This window comes from Pseudomonas beijingensis (assembly GCF_030687295.1).
Taxonomy (GTDB): Bacteria; Pseudomonadota; Gammaproteobacteria; order Pseudomonadales; family Pseudomonadaceae; genus Aquipseudomonas; species Aquipseudomonas beijingensis.
This window is the reverse complement of the sequence record NZ_CP117425.1, coordinates 69,503-94,567: the sequence shown is the minus strand read 5'-3', so window position 1 is coordinate 94,567 and position 25,065 is coordinate 69,503. Positions and strand designations below refer to the sequence as shown.

Sequence of the window (25,065 nt, the reverse complement as noted above, 5' to 3'; positions counted from 1 at the left end):
CCCTTTTTACTCAAAAATCGATAGTCCCCGAGAACTTCACCAAGCGTGGGTCACCCTGCGAGAGGTAGCCGCCGTTTGCCGAGGCCCAGTAGTTCTTATCGGTAATGTTTTCCACGTTGATGCGCAACGTCAGGTCTTTCTCCACGAATTTCATTTTGTAACGTGCGCCGGCGTCGAAACGGTTCCAGGTAGGCAAGCTCAGGTTGTTAGCCTGATCAGAGTACTGCCCGCCAGTGCGCAACATCCTTGCGCTGAGCGCGGCCCCTTCGATACCCGGAACATCCCAATCTACGCTGGCATTGAGCTGAAACGTTGGCACGCCAATGGCGTGATTGCCATCGTTGAAACCACCAGCGGTTTTTTTCAGCTCAGACGTCATGCGGGTACCGCCGGCCATCAACCGGAGGCCTTCGATGGGCTCGCCGAAAACGCTGAGCTCCAGCCCCTTGTTGACCTGCTCGCCATCCCGCACATAAAGCCTCTGCACGTTGTCGACGTACCCGTCGGAAGGTTTCTCGATACGGAAAACACCCAGGTTGGCACCGAAGGTTTGCAGGTCCAACTTGATGCCCGCTTCCAACTGTTTGGTGCGGCCAGGGGGAAAGGCTTCACCCAGGTTCGTGATACCGGAACCGGACGCCACCGGCCCTTTTGCAAGGCCTTCGATTCGGTTGGCGTAGAGCGACACGCTCTCCACAGGCTTGTAGACGATGCCGTAAACAGGCGTGGTAATGGCTTCATCGTAGAGCGCGCTACGACTGCCATCGTTTGCTGGATTGGCTCCACCGTTTGAAGTAGTGCCATCGTACTTATAGTTTTCGACACGCAACTGCTGACGACGAACACCATAAGTGACCAGCAATTTGTCATCGAACAAGCCCAGCGTGTCGGAAATCGCCAGACTACGGTTGCGGGTTTTGCCGGTCACCCCGGGATCGCCCATTTTGCCGCCAGTGCTGGACACCGTAGTCGGCTTAGGAAGCTTGGGGGTGTCGTAGATATTGCTGTTCCCGGTCACGGAACGATAGAACGTGTAGGCGTTTTCCTGCTCGGTCCAGATCGTTGAGCCGCCGATCGCAACCTGGTGGGAAACAGGGCCAGTATTAAAGCGCCCGTTCAACCCGCCACTGAACGATGTATTGTCTTCATTGTGAGGAATTTCCGAGCCACCGATCGTCGCTACGCCGTTATTGCCGACCAGTGTCGGTGTGGCGTACACCCCGGTTTCTCGGGTGTGCTTTACACCGCCAGCCAGGTAGGCGGTCCAGTTTTCGTTCAGATCCCAATCGCCACGAACCATGCCGAAAGTGTCTTCCGTTTCGGAGTAAGTCCAGTCCTGCCCATAATTGTGGCTGGCGTGCGGAGCCGTGGGAATGCGGGTGGCGTTGCCGATATTCACGGAATTACGCAGCCCATTGATACGCTGTTTCTGATACCCGAAATCGGTGGAAACGCGGAAGTTATCCCCTTGATAGTCCAGGCCCGCCACGAACAACTTTGTGCGCTGATCCTGGTTGTCGATCGCTGTTTCACCTTCCCGCTGGCTCAGATTCAACCTGGCACCAAAGCGGTTATCCTCGCCGAATCGCTGCCCGATATCCAAATGCTCGCCAATGCGGCCATCGGTGCTGATGTCCTGGGTATAGCGACGCGTCGGCACATCCTCTGCGCGTTTGGGCTGCAAGTTGACGCCGCCCCCAAGACCCGAGCCCGTCGGACTGACACCGTTGATAAACGCGTTGGGGCCTTTGAACACCTCGACACGCTCGATAGCATCCGTCGACAGAATTTGACGCGGTAAAACGCCATACAGCCCATTGTAGGAAATGTCGTCGCTGTTAAGCGGCAAGCCTCGAATCACGAACACTTGGGATTGGTTACCAAACCCATAGGCCTGGCGCACCGACGGATCATTGAGAAGCACATCACCCACGTCTTCAGCTTGTTGATCTTCAATCAGCTGCGAGGTGTAACTCGTCATCACGAACGGGACATCCATGTTGTCCTGATTTCCCAGCACCCCCATCTGGCCTCCCCTCGCCACCTGGCCTCCCGCATAGGGCGTGGGTAGCGTGTTGGAGTTGGTCGCACTGGCAGTAACGTCGGTCGCTCCCAATTCAATAGGGGCTGCCGCCTGGGCAAGAAAACTGACTGAGCAACATGCAGCCAGCAACGTAAGGCGAGATGGAAATAGCATGGGATGAGTACCTGCGGGGAAACGGGAAATCAATGCAGGTAATGCTAATGATTCGCAGATAGATTATCTATAACAAATGGCACGTTGCCATAAAAGATTTGGAAAGCGGTTTAGTCAGCCAGACAGCTCCCTCCCACACAGGTGTGAACACAGTATCTGCAACCACTCCGCTTCTCTGTGGGAGCGAGCTTGCTCGCGATGAAATCACCCCAATTCCAGAGCAGAACACCCCGCCCGCATCCCCAAAAAACCTCCCTCCTACAGCCCCCACCTACACCGTCTATCAAGCTACGCATCCTTGCGCCTTTGCCTACAACTACGCCAGAATCCGCCCGCTTGTGCGCCTTGTCCCTGGGTTCTATTGTCTTCCTGCCACTGCCCATCAGTGGTCGGGTTTAGTAGCCCGGTTCACACCTCGGTTGTACAAGTCTCATCAGTCAGGTACTTGCCTGTTCTTGATGGTGGCTGTGCGCATGGCGCCCTCGGGCGCGCCGGTTTTGGTGTGATTCGCCGGTCTACTAACTTGCGCACAGCCGCCACCCTTCCGTTTAGTAGCGAGATGGAGCGGCCCTTACGAGGATCACACCAATGTTCAAAGCTACTCCGAATCCCCCAGATGCAGACCCCACCCCACAATCCGCAAAATCCAAAGCCAAGCAGCAAGACGAAACCACCAAACGGGTGCTCGATCACTACTTGCCACCGAAACCGGATAAATCCCAAGACGACCCCAAACCAGGGCAGCTATACACCGTCGTGAAAGGCCTCGATAACGAATGTTTGCTTGCCAACCTCAGCGAGACGTTGGCTTCGGCTGATGCGATGGTGAGTGATCTGGCGTTTGATCTGGAGGGATCGAGGCGTCATGTGGCGCAGGGGATTCAGCAGTTGATTGAGCTGAGTTCGTTGCTGGCGAATCGGGTGCTGGATAACGTGGAGCCGCGGCAGTAGGATTTAATTCCTCAACGAAAAAACCCGACGTTTTGCGTCGGGTTTTGTTTACGAAGAGTTACGCGTATGCATCAATCTGTGGACGTTCGACCTACCAAGCTTCGTGGTTGCCTTGGTCAGTACAGTAGCTGTAACTTCGATCTTCAGTTATCGAGGAAATCTCATTGAACGACTCTGAACATCTGAAAGAACTGTGCGCACGTTTCAACTCTGGAGAACATCTGAGCTTTACGTTTTTCTGGGGGCACCAGCGCAGCAAAACTGTCGTCACGGCGTCGTGCTTCAGCCAATGGTTCGAGGCTGGGTTCATTGTCGAGGGGCAACATTACCCGACGGCCGAACACTTCATGATGGCAGAGAAAGCGGCCTTGTTCGACGATCAGGAAATTCGTGCGCAGGTGCTCCAAGCCCCTACTCCTAATGCCGCCAAAGCACTTGGCCGCAACGTGCGCGGATTCAATGATAAGGTTTGGCTGCAACACCGATACGACATTGTCGTTCGAGCGAACCAGGCCAAGTTCTCTCAGAATCCGCAGTTGAACGAATATCTTCTACAAACCGGTTCGCGCGTTATTGTCGAAGCCAGCCCGGTTGATAACATCTGGGGTATAGGGCTCGCACAGGACAACGCAGATGCGAACAATCCGAATCTGTGGAAAGGCTTGAATCTGCTGGGATTTGCACTGATGCAGGTGCGGGACGGGACTAGTACGCCAGCCCCAAGGTAGTGCCCTGACCTTACTCACGAAAAACGCAAAAAACCTTGGCGAACACAGAGGGCGCACAGAGGGGACAGATTTATTTTCCAGCAAATAAATCTGTCCCCTTTTCAGTATTAATCCTGTAGTAAAAAGGAGGTTTACATCGCCATGGAAATCCAGGAAATCAAGCAACGCCTGGCCCGCCCCGCCGTGAAGCTCATTGCCGGCGGCTTTCGTCCTGCCGGCACCGATGAAGAAAGCTGGCTGGGCAATGTATTCCTGTTCCGACCGGATGAAGAGGTGCCCACTAATCAGGCGGGGCAACAGTTGCTCCCCTATGCGCAGTTTTACCTGCCCGCCCTGCCCATCAATAGCCCTCTGCTAGCGGGGGTTCGTGTGCTGACGGTGTTCATTTCAAACCCGTTCCCCGAGCACTTTGAGCCGATGGGGAATAATTGGGTCATCCGCGAGTATGGGTTGGATGATGTGTTGGTGCGCAAGTCTCTGTCGGTGGCAGGTACATTCCTCAAACCCTTCCCACTGACAGCGCAAGCTGTGCCGGAGGACTTTCCACTGTGGGATGGCGGTGGTGTTCCGGAGGACCTTGAGCAAGCAATCCTCACGCTGGAACGCGCGGGCAAGATCCAGAGCTATTACGACTTGGTCACCCACACCTACGAACACAAGATCGGCGGTTACCCCTCGTTCTGCCAGTCGGGTGTTGATCCGGGTGAAGGCTTTGAGTTTGTGTTCCAGATCTCATCGGACTCGAAGATCAATCTGAACGTGGTCGACAGTGGGAGCCTGATGTTCTGGAAGCACAACAAAACTGGGGAGTGGGCTCTTTACTACGACTTTTACTAGGAGTCGGGGACAGATTTATTCCCAGGAGATAAATCCGTTTTTTGTCATCGCTGATCCTCAAAGGAAATACATGACAACCGAACTGCATACCGGGGCGCACGCGGGCTACAGCGCTCTCGACTGGCACGATGGATACGACGTTAACCTGGGCGACCTCATTCGCCAGCTTCCTCAGCTCGTACGTGGGCGTTATGTGGCGATTGCTGCGTCGGATAGCGGGCCCTATAACCTTAGCGCCGTTGAGATCGCTAGCGGGTGGCAACGTGTAGGTGACTTGGCGATCAGTCCTATCATTATGGATATCGATCAGTTGCCCACGCCGGGCTTTGATGAGTGGTATGTTTTTGAGCGCTTGCCTGATCGGGTGAGGCTCTTAAAATTTAGCAGCGCTATCGCATTTCAACCGTTCGGAGAGAGCGATAAGGTCGACAAGTTCTGGGCACAAATTGAAGATTTACAACCCGTGCATGCTCTGCTTGGCGCCTGTCGCCTCTTACTGATAACTCAAGACGCAGCAATATATGAGAGCGTACTTACGTTCTGTTCAACCTAAGGGTTGAGGTGTTGTCTTGGGGAAACGGAACAGACCACGATTATGAGACAGTCCGATTACAGGTGAGCCCAAATCGTGGTCTGTCCCCCGGTTTCTTCAAGAATCGGCCACAGCGGGCGCCTAGAAATCAATCTCACACCTGGCTTCCTCCGCCTGAATCCGTAATGTCAGCCCGGACGCAAAACACATAACTAAATGCTGGTCTGCCGGAATGTTATCCGACAGGTAAAAACTTTCCGTCTCGGCATCAGTCTCGACAGTGCCAATTGCATGCAGTACACAATCATCCTCGGCCAAATCAGGATCGCGCCCTTCGGCACGGAAGTAGCTCACCTCATGAAACGTCACGGTGATCTGTCTAGCTTCCTCTGGTGGCACCCAGTCTTCGGGGTGCCGAGTAAACCTGAGAGTAAGCGTCCGTTCTAGCGCTACATAGTTAATGGCGCTGACCGCATAGAAGTTATGTAGGTCGTAGGCGCGTCCTTCGACCTCGACCTCAATGTGGCCGAACGTAAAACCTCGAAATTGCATCAAGGGCTCCTGGTGCATAAAAAAGAGTGCTAGGCATTAGAGCTTGAACTAAACGCTGCTGCCTCTGCAGCATAAAGTGGCTGAAACGGCCCTGGATCCTGGTATCTCGGAATATCAGACAAACCGCGTTGGCTGTTTGGGGCTGCTGCGCAGCCCAGCGGGGATAAATCCCCTCGCCACAGAGTTTTGTGTGTTGGCTGCTCGGCGGGCGGGTATTGAAAACGTGGTGGGCTTTTTTATGAGTGCTTCGCACTCAAGCGGGAGCAAGCTCCCTCGCCACAAAAAGCGGTTTGTGTGAATTCAGGGATGGCGATCCAATTTTTGAAGAATAGGCCTGCTTGCCGCCGTGGGCTCGGGCAGCTTCCAGGCCTTGTTCTCAGGCTGGCGTGCTGCCGTTTGCGCTCTACACCCAGACGTCGTCAGCCACTCCGACCAACCGAATAGCCTCCTCTTCCAAAGGCTCGGCGAAGACGATATTCAAGTTACCGTAACCGGAGTGGTCCCCTACCAGACTCAACTCAAATCGAGCCCCAGAGGCGTCAGCTTCATAACTCTTCAAATAAGTCAGGTTCTTGGCCTCATTGAGAACCACATCCAACGTGCCGTCGTAACCATCTCCCAGCCGGGTAAAGCCCAAGGCCGACAAGTCGATCGTGTCTTCACCCGCGGTATAGTCCATCAAGCGATCAGTGTGGTTTTCGGTGGCGGTACGGTAGCTGTCGCTCAGTCCGTCGAAGCGGAACACATCATTGTTCCCGCCACCCACCAACAGGTCTCGACCCTCTCCGCCAACCAACACATCATTCCCTAGCGCGCCATAAAGGCGATCATCGCCCGCGCCCCCTTCGATGATTTCGCCCAGAGCATTGCCTTGTAGACGATCGTCCCCTTCGGTGCCCGTCAACCTGGCTTGCTGAAACAGGATGTTGGTTTCATTCAGCGTTTGGCCCAAGTTACCGTCGAAAACCACTTCGAAGCGTTCCCCATCGACGTTGGCCTCGAAACTTTTGAGGTAGGTCCGCGTCCCGCTTTCATTGACGCGTATCGCCAGCGTTCCGTCATGGCCATTGCCCAGCCCGAGGAAGCCCAGGGAGGAGAGGTCGAGGGTATCGCTGCTGGGGTCGAAGTCGGTGATGCGGTCGCTATGGGCCGCGTTTGCGGTGCGGTAGCTGTCTGTGACTGCCTGGTAACGGAAAGTATCGTCCCCGGCGCCGCCCGTCAGCAGGTCACGACCTTGCTGGCCATCGAGCAGGTCGTTTCCGGCCCCGCCAAAGATCGCATCGTCGAACGAGGCGGTCCCGAGCAAGAAGTCATCATCGCGGCCACCGTCAAGGTGGTAATAGCCGTCGTCGGGGTTGCCAAAGCTGTGGTCCAGGCTGCCGTCGGGGTTCAACTGGACCAAGGCGGCCAGGTAGCCGTCCGCGCTGGTCCCTTGGCTTCCACCAATCAACAGCCTGCCGTCGGCCAGCACGATCATGTCGGCGACTGCGAAAGGAGCGCTTTCCGAGCCCCAACGTACCTGACCCTGATCACCGAAATCGGTGTCGAGTGAGCCGTCGGCATTGAGTCGGATGACGGTCGCCACGCCGCCCGAGGCGCCCGCCAGCAGGATTTTGCCGTCATCCTGGATGACGAGGGCGTCCGCGTGAACATCCAGGGCCAGGCTGCCGCCGTTCGCAAAGCTGCTATCCAGCGTACCGTCCGGGTTGAGGCGGGTCAGGGTATCTTGCCCCGTGACCAATACCTTCCCGTCTCCCTGCAGCGAAACGTCGAACGTGCTACTGGGGTGAATGCCGACGGCCGCGGGTAGGTGCAGGATCCCAGCCTCTGCGAAAGACGAGACCAAGGCCCCCGTCGCATCGAAGCGGGCGATATAGATCTCCCCGGACGGATACCCAGCGCTTGCGAAGAAGCTGCCGTCGCGTTGCACGGAGAACGACGCTTGCTGGCCTAGATCTTCATTCCAATAGAAAGGCACTGTCACGGTGCCGCCGTTCCCGAAACTCGTGTCGAGGCTGCCGTCCGCCAAGTTACGACTGACGCCCGACACCCAGGCGTCGCCTACTTTCACGTAGCGCGCCACCAGGTAGCCCCCGCCCGGCTGCACGGCGGCATTACCGCCGTCCTCGATGTCGAGCGACACCGGGAGGAGGGATTTACCGTCGCCGCTGAAGTCGCGGTCCAGGCTACCGTTGGCATTGAACCGGACCAGGCTGCCGGTGAAGCCTGAATCCTCTTCACCTCCCAGCCCCAGGCGGCTATAAGCGCCAAGCCAGATAGCACCGTCCGGATCGACCGTGATACCTGCGATTTTGTCCGAGCCCCATAAGGTCGTGGCGACCATGCCTGTTTTTTGCGCAGTTGAAGCGGCGGGTGAAATGCTCTGGCTCATGTCCATGCCTCCGGTAGCTATCTAGCGCCAAAGACTATAGGCACGGGTCGGTCGGGTTGCCACTTTACGAGACGAAGGGAGGTGATTGGACGGCCGGCGATTCTCTACAACGAACGTATGGGATTCAAATAATTTCGCTTTGCCGGCAGTATCCTGAAACTCTAGTGATTAGGATCGGCACTTTTAATGCCATAAAGCTGCAACTGATAATAAATATAAAAACAGGAAGCCATTAAAAACATCAGGAAAGTTGGTAAATGGTTTGGGTGCAACCAGTAGATTAGATTATCAAGCAATAGGACTGACGTTACGATTGTGGCGAGTACGCTTGCGGTTTTTGTAAGAAGGGAGCGGGGCATGTTGTTTGATTTTTTTAACCGATAAGGTCTCTGCAGCATCAGAACTAGCAGCGATATGAACAGCGTACTCATAATTGCTGTGAATGGGATAACGATAGTGTCATACTCGATCGCATACAAGTTATTCTCGTAGTTAGAGTATAAATTGTAACCACCGATTATTGGAGTAGCTGAGAGACTTGCCAAATAAAAAAACAACGAATTCCTTATCTTCATGTTTTTGTCCTTGTGCCATGGCAACAGTGTTACTCAATGCCATGGCACTATTATTTATAGTTCTTTGTCGGTATCGTAAGCCACCTTTGGGCCCACCGGATGATACGTGCCCGTGATTTAGTGCTCTCGATAGCCTGCTTCAATAATGAGATATTGTGCTCTTTTATTTGCAAACCAATATTATTGAAATCGAACTCAAGCTCCTCTCCCTTCCCCATAAATAGTGCGTCAATGCTTTAACCGCCATTTACCAGCGTTGGGGTAAATCAATCCGTTCTGCTTCATTAACTCAAGTCCTTTTGATCGTAAAGTTAAATGTGCTGTGGCCAGAACTGCTTGTCTGGTTTTCTAATTAAGCACGGAGATGTAGGAGGCTCAATACCTCAATGACAGCTTAGGAGATGGACTACAGGGTTTTCGGAATAAGGGGACGAATTTATTTCTGGTATTAGATACGTTCCCTTTTCTCGTTCAGCTAATCTGCTCAAACCGCCGCCGTTTCAGGAACAACCCGCCCCCCAAAGAGCAATGATCATTTGGGTAATTTCGGACATGTGTGTTTCCAGTCAGGTCTTGATGATCAGTATCGAGAGGGCGCGTTGGGGACCGAGCCGCCGTTGACCTGCGCCTCAATGCTGACCAGTACGTCACTACAACAAGCGGATTGGGTTCAAATCATTTCATTTTTACTGGACTGGGAGAGCGGGGAGTGCCGATCAGTTCAGCCACAAACCTGTGGGAGCAAAGCTTGCTCGCGATTGGGGCAGGTCAGTCGACAACTGGTTTGGCTGGTCTACCGCTATCGCGAGCAAGCTTTGCTCCCACAGATTTTGCGCCGGCTGAGCTTTTAGCGGATCGGCAGTGGATTGGGTGGGCTTTTTTGTGAGTGCTGCGCACTCAAGCGGGAGCAAGCTCCCTCGCCACAAAAGCAGTTTTGTGTGAAGTCAGGGGTGGCGGTCCAGTTTTTTGAGGAACACGGTCATTTCTTTTTCGGCTTGTTTGTCGCCGTGGGCGCGGGCGGCTTCGAGGCCTTGTTCCCAGGCTTGGCGGGCTGCCGGTAGGTTGCCTTGGCCTTGGTGGGCCTTGCCCAGCAGTTTCCAGGCGGCTGAGTATTTGGGGTCGAATTCGACGCAGCGTTGGAAGTGTTCGGCGGCACGGGCGAATTCGCCGAGGTCCAGGTAGCCCTTGCCCAGGCCGAAGCGCAGCAGGGCGTTGTCCACACCTTTGGCGAGCATTTTTTCCAGGGAGTCGAGCATGGCGGCGTCCTTATCTGGTGTGTCAGGGGTTGATTAGTTGGCTGCTAGATAGCTATCGCGAGCAAGCTCGCTCCCACAGGGGGTTGGGGTGGCTCACAAATATTTGTGAGCCATGGAGATCCTCTGTGGGAGCGAGCTTGCTCGCGATGAGGCCATTGCTGCCACCGCAAAGCCTGGATCAGAAGAAACTCAACCCCACATGGAACAGCTTCTCCACATCGCGAATGTGCTTCTTGTCCACCAGGAACAGGATCACATGGTCGCCGGTCTGGATGGCGGTGTCGTCGTGGGCGATCAGCACTTGTTCGTCGCGGATGATCGCGCCGATGGTGGTGCCCGGCGGTAGGCCGATGTCGCGGATGGCCTTGCCGATGACTTTGCTGGACTTGGCGTCGCCGTGGGCGATCGCCTCGATGGCTTCGGCCGCGCCACGGCGCAGGGAGTGCACGCTGACGATGTCGCCGCGGCGCACGTGGGCCAGCAGGGTGCCGATGGTTGCCAGTTGTGGGCTGATGGCGATGTCGATGTCGCCGCCCTGGATCAGGTCGACGTAGGCCGGGTTGTTGATGATGGTCATGACCTTCTTCGCCCCCAGGCGCTTGGCCAGTAGCGACGACATGATGTTGGCTTCGTCGTCGTTGGTCAGGGCCAGGAAGATGTCCGCATCGGCGATGTTCTCTTCCAACAGCAGGTCGCGGTCCGAGGCACTGCCCTGCAGCACCACGGTGCTGTCGAGGGTGTCGGAGAGGTAGCGGCAGCGCGCCGGGTTCATCTCGATGATCTTGACCTGGTAGCGGCTTTCGATGGCTTCGGCCAGGCGCTCGCCGATCTGCCCGCCACCGGCGATGACGATGCGCTTGTAGTTCTCATCCAGGCGACGCATTTCGCTCATGACCGCGCGAATATTCGCTTTGGCGGCGATGAAAAATACCTCGTCGTCGGCTTCGATCACCGTGTCGCCCTGGGGCAGGATCGGCCGGTCACGGCGGAAGATCGCCGCGACCCGCGTCTCCACATTCGGCATGTGCTCGCGCAACTGGCGCAGTTGCTGGCCCACCAGCGGCCCGCCGTAGTAGGCCTTGACCGCCACCAGTTGCGCCTTGCCTTCGGCAAAGTCGATCACTTGCAAAGCGCCGGGGTGCTCGATCAGGCGCTTGATGTAGTTGGTCACCACCTGCTCGGGGCTGATCAGCACATCCACCGGGATCGCTTCGTTGTCGAACAGGTCGGCGCGGGTCAGGTAGGCCGCTTCGCGCACCCGGGCGATCTTGGTCGGGGTGTGGAACAACGTGTGGGCGACCTGGCAGGCGACCATGTTGGTTTCATCGCTGTTGGTCACGGCCACGAGCATGTCCGCGTCGTCGGCGCCGGCCTGGCGCAGCACCGTCGGCAACGAGCCGCGACCTTGCACGGTGCGGATGTCGAGGCGATCACCGAGGTCGCGCAGGCGTTCGCCGTCGGTGTCGACCACGGTGATGTCGTTGGCCTCGCTGGCCAAATGTTCCGCCAGCGAACCGCCGACCTGCCCTGCACCGAGGATGATGATTTTCATCCAGCCACTCCTATCGAATCGGTTTAACCGCGTGCGGCGGCAATCTTGATCAACTTGGCGTAATAGAACCCATCGTGCCCGCCTTCTTGGGCCAGCAACTGACGGCCATGGGGCTGCTTGAGGCCGGCCTGGGTCGCGATGTCCAGCTCCCGGGCGCCCGGGGTGCGAGCGAGGAATGCCTCGATCACCTCGGTGTTCTCGGTCGGCAAGGTCGAACAGGTGGCGTAAAGCAGCATGCCGCCCACGTCCAGGGTCGACCACAGGGCATCGAGCAGTTCACCTTGCAGCACGGCTAATGCGGCGATGTCGTCCGGCTGGCGGGTGAGCTTGATGTCCGGATGCCGGCGGATCACGCCGGTGGCCGAGCATGGCGCGTCCAAGAGGATGCGCTGGAAGAGCTTGCCGTCCCACCAGCTCGCGGTGTCGCGGCCATCGGCGGCGATCAGTTCGGCATCCAGGCCCAGGCGTTCGAGGTTTTCCTTGACCCGCACCAGGCGCTTGGCTTCCAGGTCCACCGCCACCACGCCGGCCAGCTTCGGCTCGGCCTCGAGAATGTGACAGGTCTTGCCCCCCGGCGCGCAGCAGGCGTCCAGCACCCGTTGACCGGGCGCCAGTTCCAGGAGGTCGGCGGCCAGTTGGGCAGCTTCGTCCTGGACGCTGATCCAGCCCTCGGCAAAGCCCGGCAGTGCCCGTACATCGCCCGGGGTTTCCAGGACGATGCCGTCGCGGCTGTACTGGCACGGGATGGCTGGGATGCCCGCCTCGCCCAGCAACGCCAAGTAGGCATCGCGGCTATGGTGGCGACGATTGACCCGCAGGATCATCGGCGGATGGGCATTGTTGGCGGCGCAGATGGCTTCCCATTGCTCGGGCCAGAACGCCTTGAGGGATTTCTGCAACCAGCGCGGGTGGGCGGTGCGCACCACCGGGTCGTGTTCCAGCTCGGCCAGCAGGGTTTCGCTTTCCCGCTGGGCGCGACGCAACACGGCATTGAGCAGGGCCTTGGCCCAGGGCTTCTTCAGCTTGTCGGCGCAGCCCACGGTTTCGCCGATGGCGGCGTGGGCGGGGACGCGGGTGTAGAGCAGTTGATAGAGCCCCACCAGCAGCAGCGCCTCGACGTCGGCATCGGCGGCCTTGAACGGCTTCTGCAACAGCTTGGCCGCCAGGGCCGACAGCCGTGGCTGCCAACGAGCGGTGCCGAACGCCAGGTCCTGGGTGAAACCGCGATCACGGTCTTCCACCTTGTCCAGTTGGGTCGGCAGGGAACTGTTCAGCGAGGCTTTCCCGCTGAGTACCGCGGCAAGTGCCTTGGCGGCGGCCAGACGCGGGTTCATGAGGCGTCCGTCGCTTGGCCGAGATGGGTGCCGACGGCAAATTTCTCACGGCGGCTGTTGAACAGGTCGCTGAAGTTCAGCGCCTTGCCACCCGGCAGTTGCAGGCGCGTCAGGCACAACGCCTGCTCACCACAGGCCACGACGAGGCCGTCCTTGCTGGCGCCGAGGATTTCACCCGGTGCGCCCTTCCCTTCGGCGTAATGGGCCGCCAGCACTTTCAGGGCTTCGCCGTTCAGGGTGCTGTGGCAGATCGGCCAAGGGTTGAAGGCCCGCACCAGACGCTCCAGCTCAACGGCCGGGCGGCTCCAGTCGATGCGGGCTTCGTCCTTGTTCAGTTTGTGCGCGTAGGTGGCGAGGCTGTCGTCCTGCACGTCGCCCTCCAGCGTGCCTGCGGCCAGGCCAGCGATGGCCTGGACCACGGCGGGCGGGCCGATCAGGGCGAGGCGGTCGTGCAGGCTGCCACCGGTGTCTTCGGCGCTGATGGGGGTGCTGACCTTGAGCAACATCGGCCCGGTGTCCAGGCCGGCCTCCATGCGCATCACCGTGACGCCGCTCTCGGCATCGCCGGCTTCCACGGCGCGCTGGATCGGCGCGGCACCGCGCCAGCGCGGCAGCAGCGAGGCGTGACTGTTGATGCAACCCAGGCGCGGGATGTCCAGCACCACTTGGGGCAGGATCAGGCCGTAGGCGACCACCACCATCAAGTCCGGCTTCAGCGCCGCCAGTTCGGCCTGGGCTTGCGCGTCGCGCAGGGTCGGCGGCTGCAACACCGTGATGCCGTGCTCCAGGGCCAGCTGCTTGACTGGGCTGGGCATCAGTTTTTGCCCGCGACCGGCCGGCCGGTCCGGCTGGGTGTAGACCGCGACGATGTCGTGGGGGCTGGCCAGCAGGGCCTTGAGATGTTCGGCGGCAAATTCGGGAGTGCCGGCAAAGACGATGCGCAGGGGCTCAGTCATGGGTAGCTCTCAATTACAAAGCAGTCGCAAAAAGAAAAAGGCTTGCCGCGGCAAGCCTTTGAAGGGGGGCATCAAGCATTCTGGCGATGAAGTTTTTCCAGTTTTTTCTTGATCCGGTCACGCTTGAGGGTGGACAGGTAATCCACGAACAGCTTGCCGTTGAGGTGGTCGCACTCGTGCTGGATGCACACCGCCAGCAAGCCTTCGGCGATCAGTTCATAAGGCTGGCCGTCACGGTCCAAGGCCTTGATCTTGACCTTCTGCGGACGGTCGACGTTTTCGTAGAAGCCCGGCACCGAAAGGCAGCCTTCCTGGTACTGGTCCATCTCATCGGTCAGGGTTTCGAACTCGGGGTTGATGAACACCCGGGGCTCGCTGCGGTCTTCGGATAGGTCCATCACGACGATACGCTTGTGCACGTTGACCTGGGTCGCGGCGAGGCCGATGCCTGGCGCCTCATACATTGTTTCAAACATGTCGTCGACCAACTGACGCACTTCGTCGTCCACTACGGCCACCGGTTTGGCGATAGTGCGCAGGCGCGGGTCCGGAAATTCGAGAATGTTCAAAATGGCCATAAGCTTGATAAATGCACGTGTGAGGTAAAGTCGGGTGGCTGGCCTGGCGTGTCTTGGGATGCAGGCTACCGTTGTAAAACGATGCGCTTGTGGAGAATAGCTCCTTAAGCAGCGAGCCACGGGGGCTCTGGCGTTTTACGCGAACGCACATAATAAAGGGATTCACCGCATGAGGAAATCACTACTCGCCCTGCTGCTCCTGGCCTCGGCCGGTATCGCGCACGGGCAAGTGCAACTTCGGGAAGGTTTTCCCCAGCAATACACGGTGATGACGGGGGACACATTGTGGGACATTTCCGGCAAATACCTGCGCGAGCCGTGGAAATGGCCCGAGCTCTGGCAGGCCAACCCGCAGATCGAAAACCCCCACCTGATCTATCCGGGCGACACCCTGTCGCTGGTCTACGTCAACGGCCAACCGCGCCTGACCCTCAATCGCGGCGCCTCGCGCGGCACCATCAAGCTGTCGCCGCGCATTCGCAGTTCGCCGGTGGCCGATGCCATCCCGAGCATTCCGCTGCAAGCCATCAACAGTTTCCTGCTGAGCAACCGCATCGTCGACACGCCTGAAGATTTCGACAAAGCGCCCTACGTCGTCGCCGGCAATGCCGAGCGGGTGCTCAGCGGCATGGGGGATCGGGTCTTTGCCCGTGGCACATTCGACTCGAACCAGTCGGCCTATGGCATCTTCCGCCAGGGCAAGGTCTACACCGACCCCGAGACCAAGGAATTTCTGGGCATCAACGCCGACGACATCGGCGGCGGCGAAGTGGTCGCCACCGAGGGCGATGTCACCACCCTGGTCCTGCAACGCACCACTCAGGAAGTGCGCCTGGGTGATCGCCTGTTCAGCGGCGAAGAGCGTTCGATCAACTCGACCTTCATGCCCAGCGCGCCGAAATCGGACATCAACGGCTTGATCCTCGACGTGCCCCGGGGCGTGACCCAGATCGGCGCGCTGGACGTGGTCACCCTGAACAAGGGCCGCCGTGATGGCCTGATCGAAGGTAACGTGCTGGCGGTGATGAAGACCGGTGAAACCGTACGCGACCGCATCACCGGCGCGCCGGTGAAAATCCCCGATGAACGGGCCGGCCTGCTGATGGTATTCCGCACTTACGACAAACTCAGCTACGGCCTGGTGCTGTACGCCTCACGCTCGCTGTCGGTGCTCGATAAGGTCCGTAATCCATAACGGGTCTCACAAGTTACCAACAGAGTTATCCACAACTTGTTCCCGTTTTTACGGGGCTCATAACGGTCAAGGATGATCGCATGTCATTACCTGAATCTGCTCCGGTTTCCCCTGCGGAACTGGAGGCCCGGCTACGCCTTCACCGCTTGCCGGAACTCGGTCCCAAGCGTTTCATGACCCTGATGGAGGCCTTCGGCTCGGCCTCCAAAGCCATCAGTGCACCGGCCAGTGCCTGGCGTGCATTGGGCTTGCCGCTGGTCTGCGCCGAGGCCCGGCGCAACCCGGATGTGCGTGACGGGGCCGCCCATGCATTGGCCTGGCTAGAGCGTGCGGGCCAGCATTTATTGATGTGGGACCAACCCGACTACCCGGCGCTGCTGGCGCAAATCAGCGACGCGCCGCCGCTGCTGTTTGTCGCCGGCGACGCCTCGATCCTGGAAAAACCCCAGCTGGCGATGGTCGGCAGTCGACGGGCATCGCGGCCAGGCATGGACACCGCGGCGGCGTTTTCCCGCAGCCTGGCCGGGGCCGGTTTTGTCATCACCAGCGGCCTGGCCTTGGGCATCGATGCGGCGGCCCATCAGGCCGCGCTGGATGTTGGCGGACGTACCGTCGGTGTGTTGGGCACTGGCCTGGAAAATTTTTATCCACAGCGCAATCGTCGGCTGGCGGACGCGATGATTGCCCAAGGCAGCGCGGTGCTGTCGGAGTTCCCGTTGGACGCGCCGCCCCACGCCAGCAATTTTCCGCGACGCAACCGGATCATCAGCGGCTTGTCCCTGGGGGTGCTGGTGGTAGAAGCCAGTGTCGCCAGCGGCTCGCTGATCACCGCTCGCCTGGCGGCGGAGCAGGGCCGCGAGGTTTATGCGATTCCTGGATCGATCCATCATCCCGGCGCCCGAGGCTGCCATCAGCTGATCCGCGACGGTGCGGCGCTGGTGGAAACCGTCGAGCACATCCTCGAAGCATTGCGCGGTTGGCAGCGGTTGCCGCTGGCTTCGGTGCCCGAGCCCGTGACCCATCCGCTGCTGCGCCTACTGCATGCCGCGCCCCTGAGCAGCGAGGCGTTGGCCGACGCCAGCGGCTGGGGCTTGCCCAAAGTGCTGGCGGCGTTGACCGAGCTGGAGATGGAAGGACGCGCCAGCTGTGACAACGGACGTTGGTTTGCACGCTAGGTTTTATGGGGAAGATCGGTAAACTGCCCACAGCCTTATTTGCGTTGCGGGAGAATCGTTCATGGTCAACAGTTGGCGTGTGCAACAAGCCGCGCGAGAAATTCGCGCCGGGGCGGTGATTGCCTATCCAACCGAAGCGGTCTGGGGCCTGGGTTGTGACCCGTGGAACGAGGAGGCGGTGGAGCGCCTGCTGGCGATCAAGTCGCGGCTGCCCGACAAAGGCCTGATCCTGGTGGCTGACAACATCCACCAGTTCGACTTTCTGTTCGAAGACTTCCCCGAAACCTGGATGGACCGCATGGCCAGCACCTGGCCGGGGCCCAATACCTGGTTGGTCCCGCACCAGAACCTGCTGCCGGAATGGATCACCGGCGTGCACGACACCGTTGCCCTGCGGGTCAGCGATCATCCCACCGTGCGCGACTTGTGCTCGTTGGTCGGGCCACTGGTGTCCACCTCGGCCAACCCCCAAGGACGCCCGGCGGCGCGCACGCGGATTCGCGTCGAGCAGTATTTCCGCGGGCAGATCGACCTAGTGCTAGGCGGCAACCTGGGCGGGCGCAAGAACCCCAGCGTGATTCGTGACCTGGCGAGTGGGAAAGTAGTACGGCCGGACTGATTCCGAACACACATTCTGCATCTTGCACAAAACCACTGTGGGAGCGAGCTTGCTCGCGATAGCGTCAGATCAGCCCAGGATTGATGTTGACTGACACACCGCTATCGCGAGCAAGCTCGCTCCCACAGGGGATTTGCGGTGGCCAGGGAAATCGAACTCACCACTGATCCGAGTGTGGGAGCGGGCTTGCTCGCGAAGGCGTCGGCACATTCAACATTGATGCAAGCTGACCCACCGTTTTCGCGAGTAAGCCCGCTCCCACAAGGTTTTGTGTTGCACACAGTATTTATGAACACCACAGGTTCTTCAGCGAGCTCTAAATCAAGGCAGAAGAATGGTCGAACCGGTCGTGCGCCGCGCCGACAGTTCGGCCTGGGCCTTGGCCGCTTCCGCCAGTGGATAACGCTGGTTGATGTCCACCGTGATCTTGCCGCTGGCGATCATTCCGAACAGTTCATCGGCCATGCGCTGCAGGTTTTCCGCATTGTTGGCGTAAGTCGCCAGGGTCGGGCGGGTGACGTACAGCGAGCCCTTGGCCGAGAGAATCCCCAGGTTCACACCGTCCACCGCACCCGAGGCATTGCCGAAGCTCACCACCAGACCCCGGGGGGCGACGCTGTCCAGGGAGGTCAACCAGGTGTCCTTGCCAACCCCGTCGTACACCACGGGCACCTTCTTGCCGTCAGTCAATTCCAGCACGCGCTGTGCGACGTTTTCCTTGCTGTAGTCGATGGTTTCCCAGGCGCCGTGGGATTTGGCGATGGCGGCTTTTTCCGGCGAACTGACGGTGCCGATCAGCTTCACGCCCAAGGCCTTGGCCCACTGGCAGGCCAATGAGCCCACGCCACCGGCGGCGGCGTGGAACAGAATGGTTTCTCGGCCCTTGAGTTCATAGGTCTGGCGTAACAGGTATTGCACGGTCAGGCCCTTGAGCATCACGCCGGCGGCCTGTTCGAAACTGATGGATTCGGGCAGGTGCACCAGATTGGCTTCGGGCAACACATGCACATCGCTGTAGGCCCCCAGCGGGCCGCTGCCGTACGCCACCCGGTCGCCGACCTTGAACCGCGTAACGCCCGAACCGATGGCCTCGACCACACCCGCGCCCTCGGCGCCCAGGCCCGAAGGCAGCGTCGGTGGCGGATACAGACCGCTGCGGTAGTAGGTGTCGATGAAGTTCAGGCCGATCGCCTTGTTGCTGACGCGCACCTGCTGCGGGCCCGGCTCGGCAGGCTGATAACCCACATACTCAAGCACTTCGGGACCACCGTGGGAACTGAACTGGATACGTTTGGCCATCTTCACTTTCTCCTTGTCGCAGGACTTTTTACCAAGCCTGCTATCGGACTCCTAAGCTTGACCGTCGTCAACTGTGGCGTGGGCAAGTGCGGTGGTATCCTGTGCGCCCATTTGCCACCGGCCCGCTATACGCCGCTTAGCGTAGCCCTGATCAAGGTGATGTCATGTCCACTCGCACCGAGGCCGTGAAAGCCTACCTGCTCGACCTGCAAGACCGTATCTGCGCCGTCCTGGAAACCGAGGACGGTGGCACGCGCTTCGTCGAAGATGCCTGGACCCGGCCGGCCGGTGGTGGCGGTCGCACGCGGGTGATCGAAAACGGCACGGTGATCGAAAAGGGCGGCGTCAACTTTTCCCACGTCTTCGGCAGCGGTCTCCCACCCTCGGCCAGCGCCCATCGACCAGAACTGGCCGGTCGTGGCTTCGAAGCCTTGGGCGTGTCGCTGGTGATCCACCCGCACAACCCCCACGTACCGACCTCCCACGCCAACGTGCGTTTCTTCATCGCCGAGAAGGAAGGTGAAGAGCCGGTCTGGTGGTTCGGTGGTGGCTTCGACCTGACGCCTTACTACGGCGTGGAGGAAGATTGCGTGCATTGGCACCGCGTCGCCGAGCAAGCCTGCGCGCCGTTCGGCCCCGAGGTGTATCCGCGCTACAAGCCTTGGTGCGACAGCTACTTCCACCTCAAGCATCGCAACGAGCCCCGGGGTATCGGCGGCCTGTTTTTCGACGACCTGAATGAGTGGGATTTCGACACCTGCTTCGCCTTCATCCGCGCCATTGGCGACGCCTATATCGAGGCGTACCTGCCGATCGTGCGCCGCCGCAAGCACGACGCGTTCACCGCCAAACAGCGGGAGTTCCAGGAGTTCCGCCGTGGGCGCTACGTGGAGTTCAACCTGGTCTACGACCGTGGCACGCTGTTCGGCCTGCAATCGGGCGGACGGACTGAATCGATCCTGATGTCCCTGCCACCGCAAGTGCGCTGGGGCTACGACTGGAAAGCCGAACCGGGCAGCGAAGAGGCGCGGCTGACCGAGTATTTCCTGCAAGATCGCGATTGGCTGGCGACGGCCTGAACGGGGATTATCCATGGACCGCTACGTTGTAATGGGTAACCCGATCGGCCACAGCAAGTCGCCGTTGATCCATCGCCTGTTTGCCGAGCAGACCGGGCAAACCCTGGACTACAGCACGCTGCTGGCGCCCCTGGAGGATTTCGCGGGTTGCGCCCGAGAATTTTTCCGCGAGGGTCGTGGGGCAAATGTCACGGTGCCGTTCAAGGAAGACGCCTTCCGGCTGGCCGACAGCCTGACCGAGCGGGCCCAGCGAGCCGGGGCGGTCAATACATTGAGCAAACTGGCCGACGGGCGCCTGTTGGGTGACAACACCGACGGCGCCGGACTGGTCCGGGACCTGACCGTCAACGCCGGCTTCAGCCTCCAGGGCAAGCGCATCCTGTTGCTCGGGGCCGGCGGCGCGGTGCGCGGTGCCCTGGAACCGCTGCTGGCCGAAGCGCCGGCCTCGGTGATCATCGCCAACCGCACGGTGGAAAAAGCCGAATTGCTGGCCGAGTTGTTCGCCGACCTGGGCCCGGTCTCGGCCAGCAGCGGGTTCGATTGGCTGCAAGAGCCGGTGGACCTGATTATCAACGCGACCTCCGCAAGCCTGTCGGGGGATGTACCGCCGATTGCCGCCAGCTTGATCGAGCCGGGCAAGACGGTCTGCTACGACATGATGTATGGCAAGGAACCGACGTCGTTCTGCCGTTGGGCCAAGGAACACGGCGCGGCAGTAGCGATGGATGGCCTGGGCATGCTCGCCGAACAGGCGGGGGAAGCGTTCTACCTGTGGCGCGGGGTACGCCCGGACACCGCGCCGGTGCTGGCCGAGTTGCGCCGCCAACTGGCGCTCTAGGCTTCAAGCTGTTGTGGCGAGGGGATTTATCCCCGCTGGACTGCGAAGCAGTCCCAAAAGACGGGGCCGCTGCGCGCCCCAGCGGGGATAAATCCCCTCGCCACAGGTGTATGTGTGAGCCTTAAGCTCTCTGCGATTTCTTCAGTCCTCGAAATGGATCGGGCACTTCTGCGCCCCCCTCCAGCTTCAACAACTCCTCCACCACCTGGGGCCGGGCCATGCGCAAGGTCAGGCTACGTCCCTGGCTGCGCAGGCGCCGGGCTTCCTGGTGGAGCATTTCCACCCCGGAATAATCGATGAAGTTGATCTGCTGGGCATCGATGACCACCCGCTGCGCCTGCAACCGCTGCAGGCGTACTTGCAGGTAATGGCTGGCGCCGAAAAAGATCGAACCGCCCACCCGCAGGATCTCCGCCTCCCCTTCGCGAAAATGCTGCACCCGCGGCTGCGAGGTGCGCTTGAGGTAGAAGAACAGCGAAGCCAGCACGCCGGCGTAGATGGCGGTTTGCAGCTCCAGCAGCAACGTAGCCAGGCAGGTCAGGCTCATCACCATGAATTCGGCGCGACTCACGCGGAACAACGCCCGGATACCGCGGTGGTCCACCAGCCCCCAGGCGATCAGCAGGATGCTGCCTGCCATGGCCGGAATCGGGATGTGTGCGATCAGTTTCGCCCCGGCGACCGCAAACAACGCCACCCACAAGGCCGAGAACACCCCGGCCAGGGGCGAGCAGGCCCCGGCTTCATAGCTGAGGCCGGAACGGGTAAAGGAACCGGCCGACAATGATCCGGCGAAAAATCCGCCCACGATGTTGGAAAGCCCCTGCGCCCTCACCTCCTGATTCGCATCGAGCAGTTGCCCGGACCGTACCGACAACGAACGGGCGATGGACAGGCTGGTGACCAGCCCGAGCATGCCCACCGCGACGGCCCCGGGCAGCAGGCGCAGGATCAGCTCCAGGTCCAGCGGCAGCGGCGTGAGCGGCGGCAGGCGCCCGGCAAAGGCGCTGACCAGCGCCACATGCCCGAACATCGCCGGCCACAACCAGACCACCAGGCTGCTGATGACTAAAGTTATCAACAGGCTCGGCCAGCGCGGCAGCAAGCGCTTGAGCACAATGCCCAGGAGCAGCGTGCCCACCCCCAGCAACAGCGAGGGCTTATCCACAGCCCCGATGTGATCGACCAGCATCAGCAGGCCCCTCAGCGCCGTGGCTTCGTTCGCCAGGTCGAGGCCCAGCAGGTTCGGCAACTGCCCCAGGGCAATAACCACCGCCGCGCCCAGGGTGAAGCCCAGCACCACCGAGTGGGAAACGAAATTCACCAGCGCACCGAAACGCAGCAACCCCAGCAGCCATTGGAAAATACCCGCCAGCACCGTCAGCAGCAGGATCAAGGTGATGTAGTCCTGGCTGGCGGGCACGGCCAGCGGACTGACGGTGGCGTACAGGACGATGGAAATCGCCGCCGTGGGGCCGCAGATCAGGTGCCACGACGACCCCCACAAGCAGGCGATCAGCACTGGCACGATCGCCGCGTACAAGCCGTATTCGGGGGGTAAACCGGCAATCAAGGCGTAGGCAATGGACTGCGGCAACGCGAGAATCGCGCCGCTCAGGCCGACGATCAGGTCGCGGCCGACACTGGCGCGGGTCTGCCGGGGCAGCCAGCCCAGGAAGGGAAAGAGTGAATGGCGAGTGGGGATTGCCATGGGGCCTCAAGGATGGGGTTTGCGAGCAAGGGTATCAGGACAAGGCACCATTCTCCCTGTGGCGAGGGGATATATGTGGGAGCAAAGCTTGCTCGCGAAACAGGCACCTCGGTCTCTGAAAGACCGAGTCGTCTTCATCGCGGGCAAGCCTTGCTCCCACAATAATCCCCTTGCGACAGTGCTCCGCCGTCAGAGCTTGGCCTTCACCGCCGCCAACGCATCCTTGCCATCCAGGGTTTTCACACCGTCCAACCACTTATCCAGCACCGCCGGGTTGGCCTTGATCCAGGCCTTGGCCGCATCGGCGTTGCTGACTTTGTTGTTCACCACCTCAGCCATGATGCTGTTTTCCATCTCCTGGGTGAAACTCAGGTTGGTCAGCAGCTTGCCGACGTTCGGGCAGGCCTGTGCATAACCTTTGCGAGTCAGGGTGTAGACGCTGCCGGTGTCGCCGAAGTATTTCTCGCCGCCCTTGAGGTAGTGCATTTTCAACTGCACGTTCATCGGATGCGGGGTCCAGCCGAGGAAGGTCACGAATTTCTGTTTTTTCACCGCCCGGGAGACTTCCGCCAGCATCGCCTGCTCGCTGGACTCCACCAGTTTCCACTCGCCCATGCCGAAGTCGTTGGTCTTGATGATTTCTTTCAAGGAAAGGTTGGCCGGGGCGCCGGAGCCGATGCCGTAGATCTTCTTGTCGAACTTGTCGGCGAATTTGTTCAGGTCGGCAAAGTTATGCACACCGGCGTCCCAGACGTAGTCCGGGACCGCCAGGGTGAACTCGGTGCCGTCCAGGTTCTTGGCCAGTTGCGTGACGTCGCCATTGGCCACGAACTTGTCATAGAAGCCCTGCTGCGCCGGCATCCAGTTACCCAGGAACACATCCACCTGGCCGTCCTTGAGGCCACCGAAGGTGATCGGCACCGCGAGGGTGTCGACCTTGGCTTTGTAGCCCATCCCGTCCAGCAGGAAACCGGTGATGGCGTTGGTCGCGGCGATATCGCTCCAGCCCGGATCGGCCATCTTCACGGTCTCGCAGCTTTGCTCGGCCCAGGCCGAAATACTGCTCAACGCCAACAGTCCAGCGGTCAGTACTGTGGATAACTTTTGCATGTGCGTGCCCCTTACGTTATTGGTTTTGGCAGGGTTGTGGATAACGGGCCTTGCGCTCCAGATCGTCGAGGTCGATGTGGTTACGCATGTACTGCTGGCTGGCGTCCACCAGCGGCTGGTGGTCCCAGCTCTTGAGTTTGCCCAGGGTCAGCGCCTGGGCGACGAAACGACGGCGACGCTGGCTGGCGAGCACCTGTTGGTGAATCGCCGGAATATCCCACTTGGCGCGAGCTTCGGCGAGAAAATCGGCGAACAGGGTTTGATGCTCAGGGGATTGGCTGAGATCTTCCACTTCCTTGGGGTCGTTGCGTACGTCGAACAGCAGGCACGGGTCATCTTCGCTGTAGATGAATTTCCACGGGCCACGACGGATCATCATCAACGGGCTGATGGTGCCTTCGGCCATGTATTCACCGAAGACCTCGTCATGCCCGCCCTGCCCTTGCAGATGCGGCACCAGCGAGCGACCATCCAGCGGCAAGCCCGGTTCCAGCGTGCCGCCGGCCAGTTCCACCAGGGTTGGCAGCAAATCGGCGGTGGACACGGCCGCGCCTACCCGGCCGGCGGCGAACTGCCCCGGCGCACTGATCAGCAACGGTACGCGAGCGGCCATTTCGAACCAGTGCATTTTGTACCAGAGGCCCTTTTCGCCGAGCATGTCCCCGTGATCGCCGGAGAACACGATGATCGTGTCGTCCAGCAGACCGGTGTCTTCCAGGGTTTGCAGTAGCTTACCGACGTTGCTGTCAATGTAGCTGCACGCGCCAAAATAGGCGCGGCGAGCATCCCGAATCTTATCCACAGGCAGAGGCTTGTCCCAGAGGTCATAAACCTTCAGCAGCCGCTGGGAATGGGGATCGAGGTCCGTTTGCGCCGGGGTCTGTGGCAACGGGATGTCGTTGTCGTCATACAAATCCCAGAACGCCTTGGGAATCGTGTACGGGTCGTGTGGGTGAGTCATCGACACGGTGAGGCAAAACGGCTGGTCACCCTCCTCGCGGATGTGATCGAACAAGTACTGCTGGGCCTTGAACACCACTTCTTCATCGAAATCCAACTGGTTGGTGCGCACGCAAGGGCCGGCCTGCAACACCGACGACATGTTGTGGTACCAGCTCGGCCGCACGTCCGGCTCATCCCAGTTCACCGCCCAGCCGTAGTCGGCAGGATAGATGTCGCTGGTCAGGCGCTCCTCGTAGCCGTGCAGTTGGTCGGGGCCGCAAAAGTGCATCTTTCCGGACAACGCCGTGCGGTAGCCGAGGCGGCGCAGGTAATGGGCATAGGTCGGCACGTCTGCGGGAAAGTCCGCCGCGTTGTCGTACGCACCGATCTTGCTCGGTAACTGGCCGCTTACCAGGGTGAACCGCGACGGCGCGCACAGCGGGCTGTTGCAATAGGCGGCGTCGAACACCACGCCCTCAGCCGCCAGGCGCGACAGGTTCGGCAGCTTGATCGGCGAAGGACCGTAGATCGGCAACATTGGCGCGGCCATTTGATCGGCCATGATGAAAAGAATGTTCTTGCGCTTCATGTATTCGCGGCATTCCATAGTAGGCAGTTATGCGACATTGCTGCGATTGAGCATGTAGCCCCCGGGTT

Annotated in this window: 20 protein-coding genes and 1 pseudogene; 9 read left to right on the top strand and 12 right to left on the bottom strand. The window is 59.8% G+C overall.

Translation table 11 applies throughout. The features are described 5' to 3' along the window. Window positions 1-10: 10 nt before the first annotated feature. Window positions 11-2,197, bottom strand: coding sequence for a TonB-dependent receptor (locus PSH84_RS00420; RefSeq protein WP_305482125.1), 2,187 nt, complete (start codon window positions 2,195-2,197; stop codon window positions 11-13). Window positions 2,198-2,785: 588 nt separating this feature from the next. Between PSH84_RS00420 and PSH84_RS00415 the strand changes: the two genes are divergently transcribed. From PSH84_RS00415 to PSH84_RS00400, 4 genes are all read left to right on the top strand, one after another. After that, window positions 2,786-3,148 carry a DUF6124 family protein gene (locus PSH84_RS00415; protein ID WP_305482124.1) on the top strand — a complete coding sequence of 121 codons (363 nt, stop codon included), beginning with the start codon at window positions 2,786-2,788 and terminating at the stop codon, window positions 3,146-3,148. 164 nt (window positions 3,149-3,312) lie between these two features. Continuing rightward, entirely contained in the window at window positions 3,313-3,876 is a 564-nt protein-coding gene (ybiA, locus tag PSH84_RS00410) for a riboflavin biosynthesis intermediates N-glycosidase (RefSeq protein ID WP_176688853.1), read from the top strand. 141 nt (window positions 3,877-4,017) lie between these two features. Next, entirely contained in the window at window positions 4,018-4,713 is a 696-nt protein-coding gene (locus PSH84_RS00405) for a DUF1963 domain-containing protein (protein ID WP_305482123.1), read from the top strand. Between the two features lie 70 nt (window positions 4,714-4,783). Continuing rightward, window positions 4,784-5,266, top strand: a complete 483-nt coding sequence (locus PSH84_RS00400; RefSeq protein ID WP_305482121.1) for a hypothetical protein — start codon at window positions 4,784-4,786, stop codon at window positions 5,264-5,266. Window positions 5,267-5,386: 120 nt separating this feature from the next. On the opposite strand, the gene PSH84_RS00395 is transcribed toward PSH84_RS00400, so the two are convergent. The 7 genes from PSH84_RS00395 to def all read right to left on the bottom strand — a co-directional run bounded on the left by PSH84_RS00395 (window position 5,387) and on the right by def (window position 14,440). After that, complete coding sequence (locus tag PSH84_RS00395; protein WP_305482120.1) at window positions 5,387-5,797, bottom strand: hypothetical protein; 411 nt, start codon at window positions 5,795-5,797, stop codon at window positions 5,387-5,389. 403 nt (window positions 5,798-6,200) lie between these two features. After that, window positions 6,201-8,189 (bottom strand): M10 family metallopeptidase C-terminal domain-containing protein, encoded by a 1,989-nt coding sequence (locus PSH84_RS00390; protein ID WP_305482119.1) that lies wholly within the window; start codon window positions 8,187-8,189, stop codon window positions 6,201-6,203. Between the two features lie 1,519 nt (window positions 8,190-9,708). Beyond that, window positions 9,709-10,020, bottom strand: coding sequence for a tetratricopeptide repeat protein (locus PSH84_RS00385; protein WP_305482118.1), 312 nt, complete (start codon window positions 10,018-10,020; stop codon window positions 9,709-9,711). Between the two features lie 178 nt (window positions 10,021-10,198). After that, a complete protein-coding gene (gene trkA / locus PSH84_RS00380; RefSeq protein WP_122567743.1) occupies window positions 10,199-11,572 on the bottom strand; it encodes a Trk system potassium transporter TrkA in 1,374 nt (457 codons plus the stop codon). Window positions 11,573-11,595: 23 nt separating this feature from the next. Next, window positions 11,596-12,906: a 16S rRNA (cytosine(967)-C(5))-methyltransferase RsmB gene (gene rsmB, locus PSH84_RS00375; RefSeq protein ID WP_305469011.1), complete on the bottom strand. Its 1,311-nt coding sequence runs from the start codon at window positions 12,904-12,906 to the stop codon at window positions 11,596-11,598. Continuing rightward, complete coding sequence (fmt, locus tag PSH84_RS00370; RefSeq protein ID WP_305482117.1) at window positions 12,903-13,862, bottom strand: methionyl-tRNA formyltransferase; 960 nt, start codon at window positions 13,860-13,862, stop codon at window positions 12,903-12,905. Before fmt ends, rsmB begins: the two co-directional genes overlap by 4 nt. A 71-nt stretch (window positions 13,863-13,933) precedes the next feature. Further along, complete coding sequence (gene def, locus PSH84_RS00365) at window positions 13,934-14,440, bottom strand: peptide deformylase (RefSeq protein ID WP_003196300.1); 507 nt, start codon at window positions 14,438-14,440, stop codon at window positions 13,934-13,936. Between the two features lie 169 nt (window positions 14,441-14,609). Between def and PSH84_RS00360 the strand changes: the two genes are divergently transcribed. From PSH84_RS00360 to tsaC, 3 genes are all read left to right on the top strand, one after another. Further along, the gene (locus PSH84_RS00360) at window positions 14,610-15,635 is read left to right on the top strand and encodes a LysM peptidoglycan-binding domain-containing protein (RefSeq protein ID WP_305482116.1); all 1,026 of its coding nucleotides are present in this window, start codon (window positions 14,610-14,612) and stop codon (window positions 15,633-15,635) included. Between the two features lie 80 nt (window positions 15,636-15,715). Further along, window positions 15,716-16,810 (top strand): DNA-processing protein DprA, encoded by a 1,095-nt coding sequence (dprA, locus tag PSH84_RS00355; RefSeq protein ID WP_305482115.1) that lies wholly within the window; start codon window positions 15,716-15,718, stop codon window positions 16,808-16,810. A gap of 61 nt (window positions 16,811-16,871) precedes the next feature. After that, window positions 16,872-17,429, top strand: coding sequence for an L-threonylcarbamoyladenylate synthase type 1 TsaC (gene tsaC, locus PSH84_RS00350; protein ID WP_092205588.1), 558 nt, complete (start codon window positions 16,872-16,874; stop codon window positions 17,427-17,429). A 321-nt stretch (window positions 17,430-17,750) separates the two neighbouring features. Here tsaC and PSH84_RS00345 read toward each other — a convergent pair whose 3' ends face one another. Then, window positions 17,751-18,728 (bottom strand): NADPH:quinone reductase, encoded by a 978-nt coding sequence (locus PSH84_RS00345; RefSeq protein ID WP_305482114.1) that lies wholly within the window; start codon window positions 18,726-18,728, stop codon window positions 17,751-17,753. Window positions 18,729-18,892: 164 nt separating this feature from the next. Between PSH84_RS00345 and hemF the strand changes: the two genes are divergently transcribed. Together hemF and aroE are read left to right on the top strand one after the other, a co-directional pair. Continuing rightward, window positions 18,893-19,807 (top strand): oxygen-dependent coproporphyrinogen oxidase, encoded by a 915-nt coding sequence (gene hemF / locus PSH84_RS00340; RefSeq protein ID WP_305482113.1) that lies wholly within the window; start codon window positions 18,893-18,895, stop codon window positions 19,805-19,807. A 13-nt stretch (window positions 19,808-19,820) separates the two neighbouring features. Beyond that, window positions 19,821-20,645, top strand: coding sequence for a shikimate dehydrogenase (gene aroE / locus PSH84_RS00335; RefSeq protein ID WP_305482112.1), 825 nt, complete (start codon window positions 19,821-19,823; stop codon window positions 20,643-20,645). Between the two features lie 141 nt (window positions 20,646-20,786). Here the strand turns inward: aroE and PSH84_RS00330 are convergent. From PSH84_RS00330 to betC, 3 genes and pseudogenes are all read right to left on the bottom strand, one after another. Beyond that, window positions 20,787-22,356, bottom strand: a pseudogene (locus PSH84_RS00330) (SulP family inorganic anion transporter). A 189-nt stretch (window positions 22,357-22,545) separates the two neighbouring features. Then, window positions 22,546-23,466 carry a choline ABC transporter substrate-binding protein gene (gene choX / locus PSH84_RS00325; protein ID WP_305482111.1) on the bottom strand — a complete coding sequence of 307 codons (921 nt, stop codon included), beginning with the start codon at window positions 23,464-23,466 and terminating at the stop codon, window positions 22,546-22,548. A gap of 16 nt (window positions 23,467-23,482) precedes the next feature. After that, entirely contained in the window at window positions 23,483-24,997 is a 1,515-nt protein-coding gene (gene betC / locus PSH84_RS00320; RefSeq protein ID WP_305482110.1) for a choline-sulfatase, read from the bottom strand. Window positions 24,998-25,065: the final 68 nt, after the last annotated feature.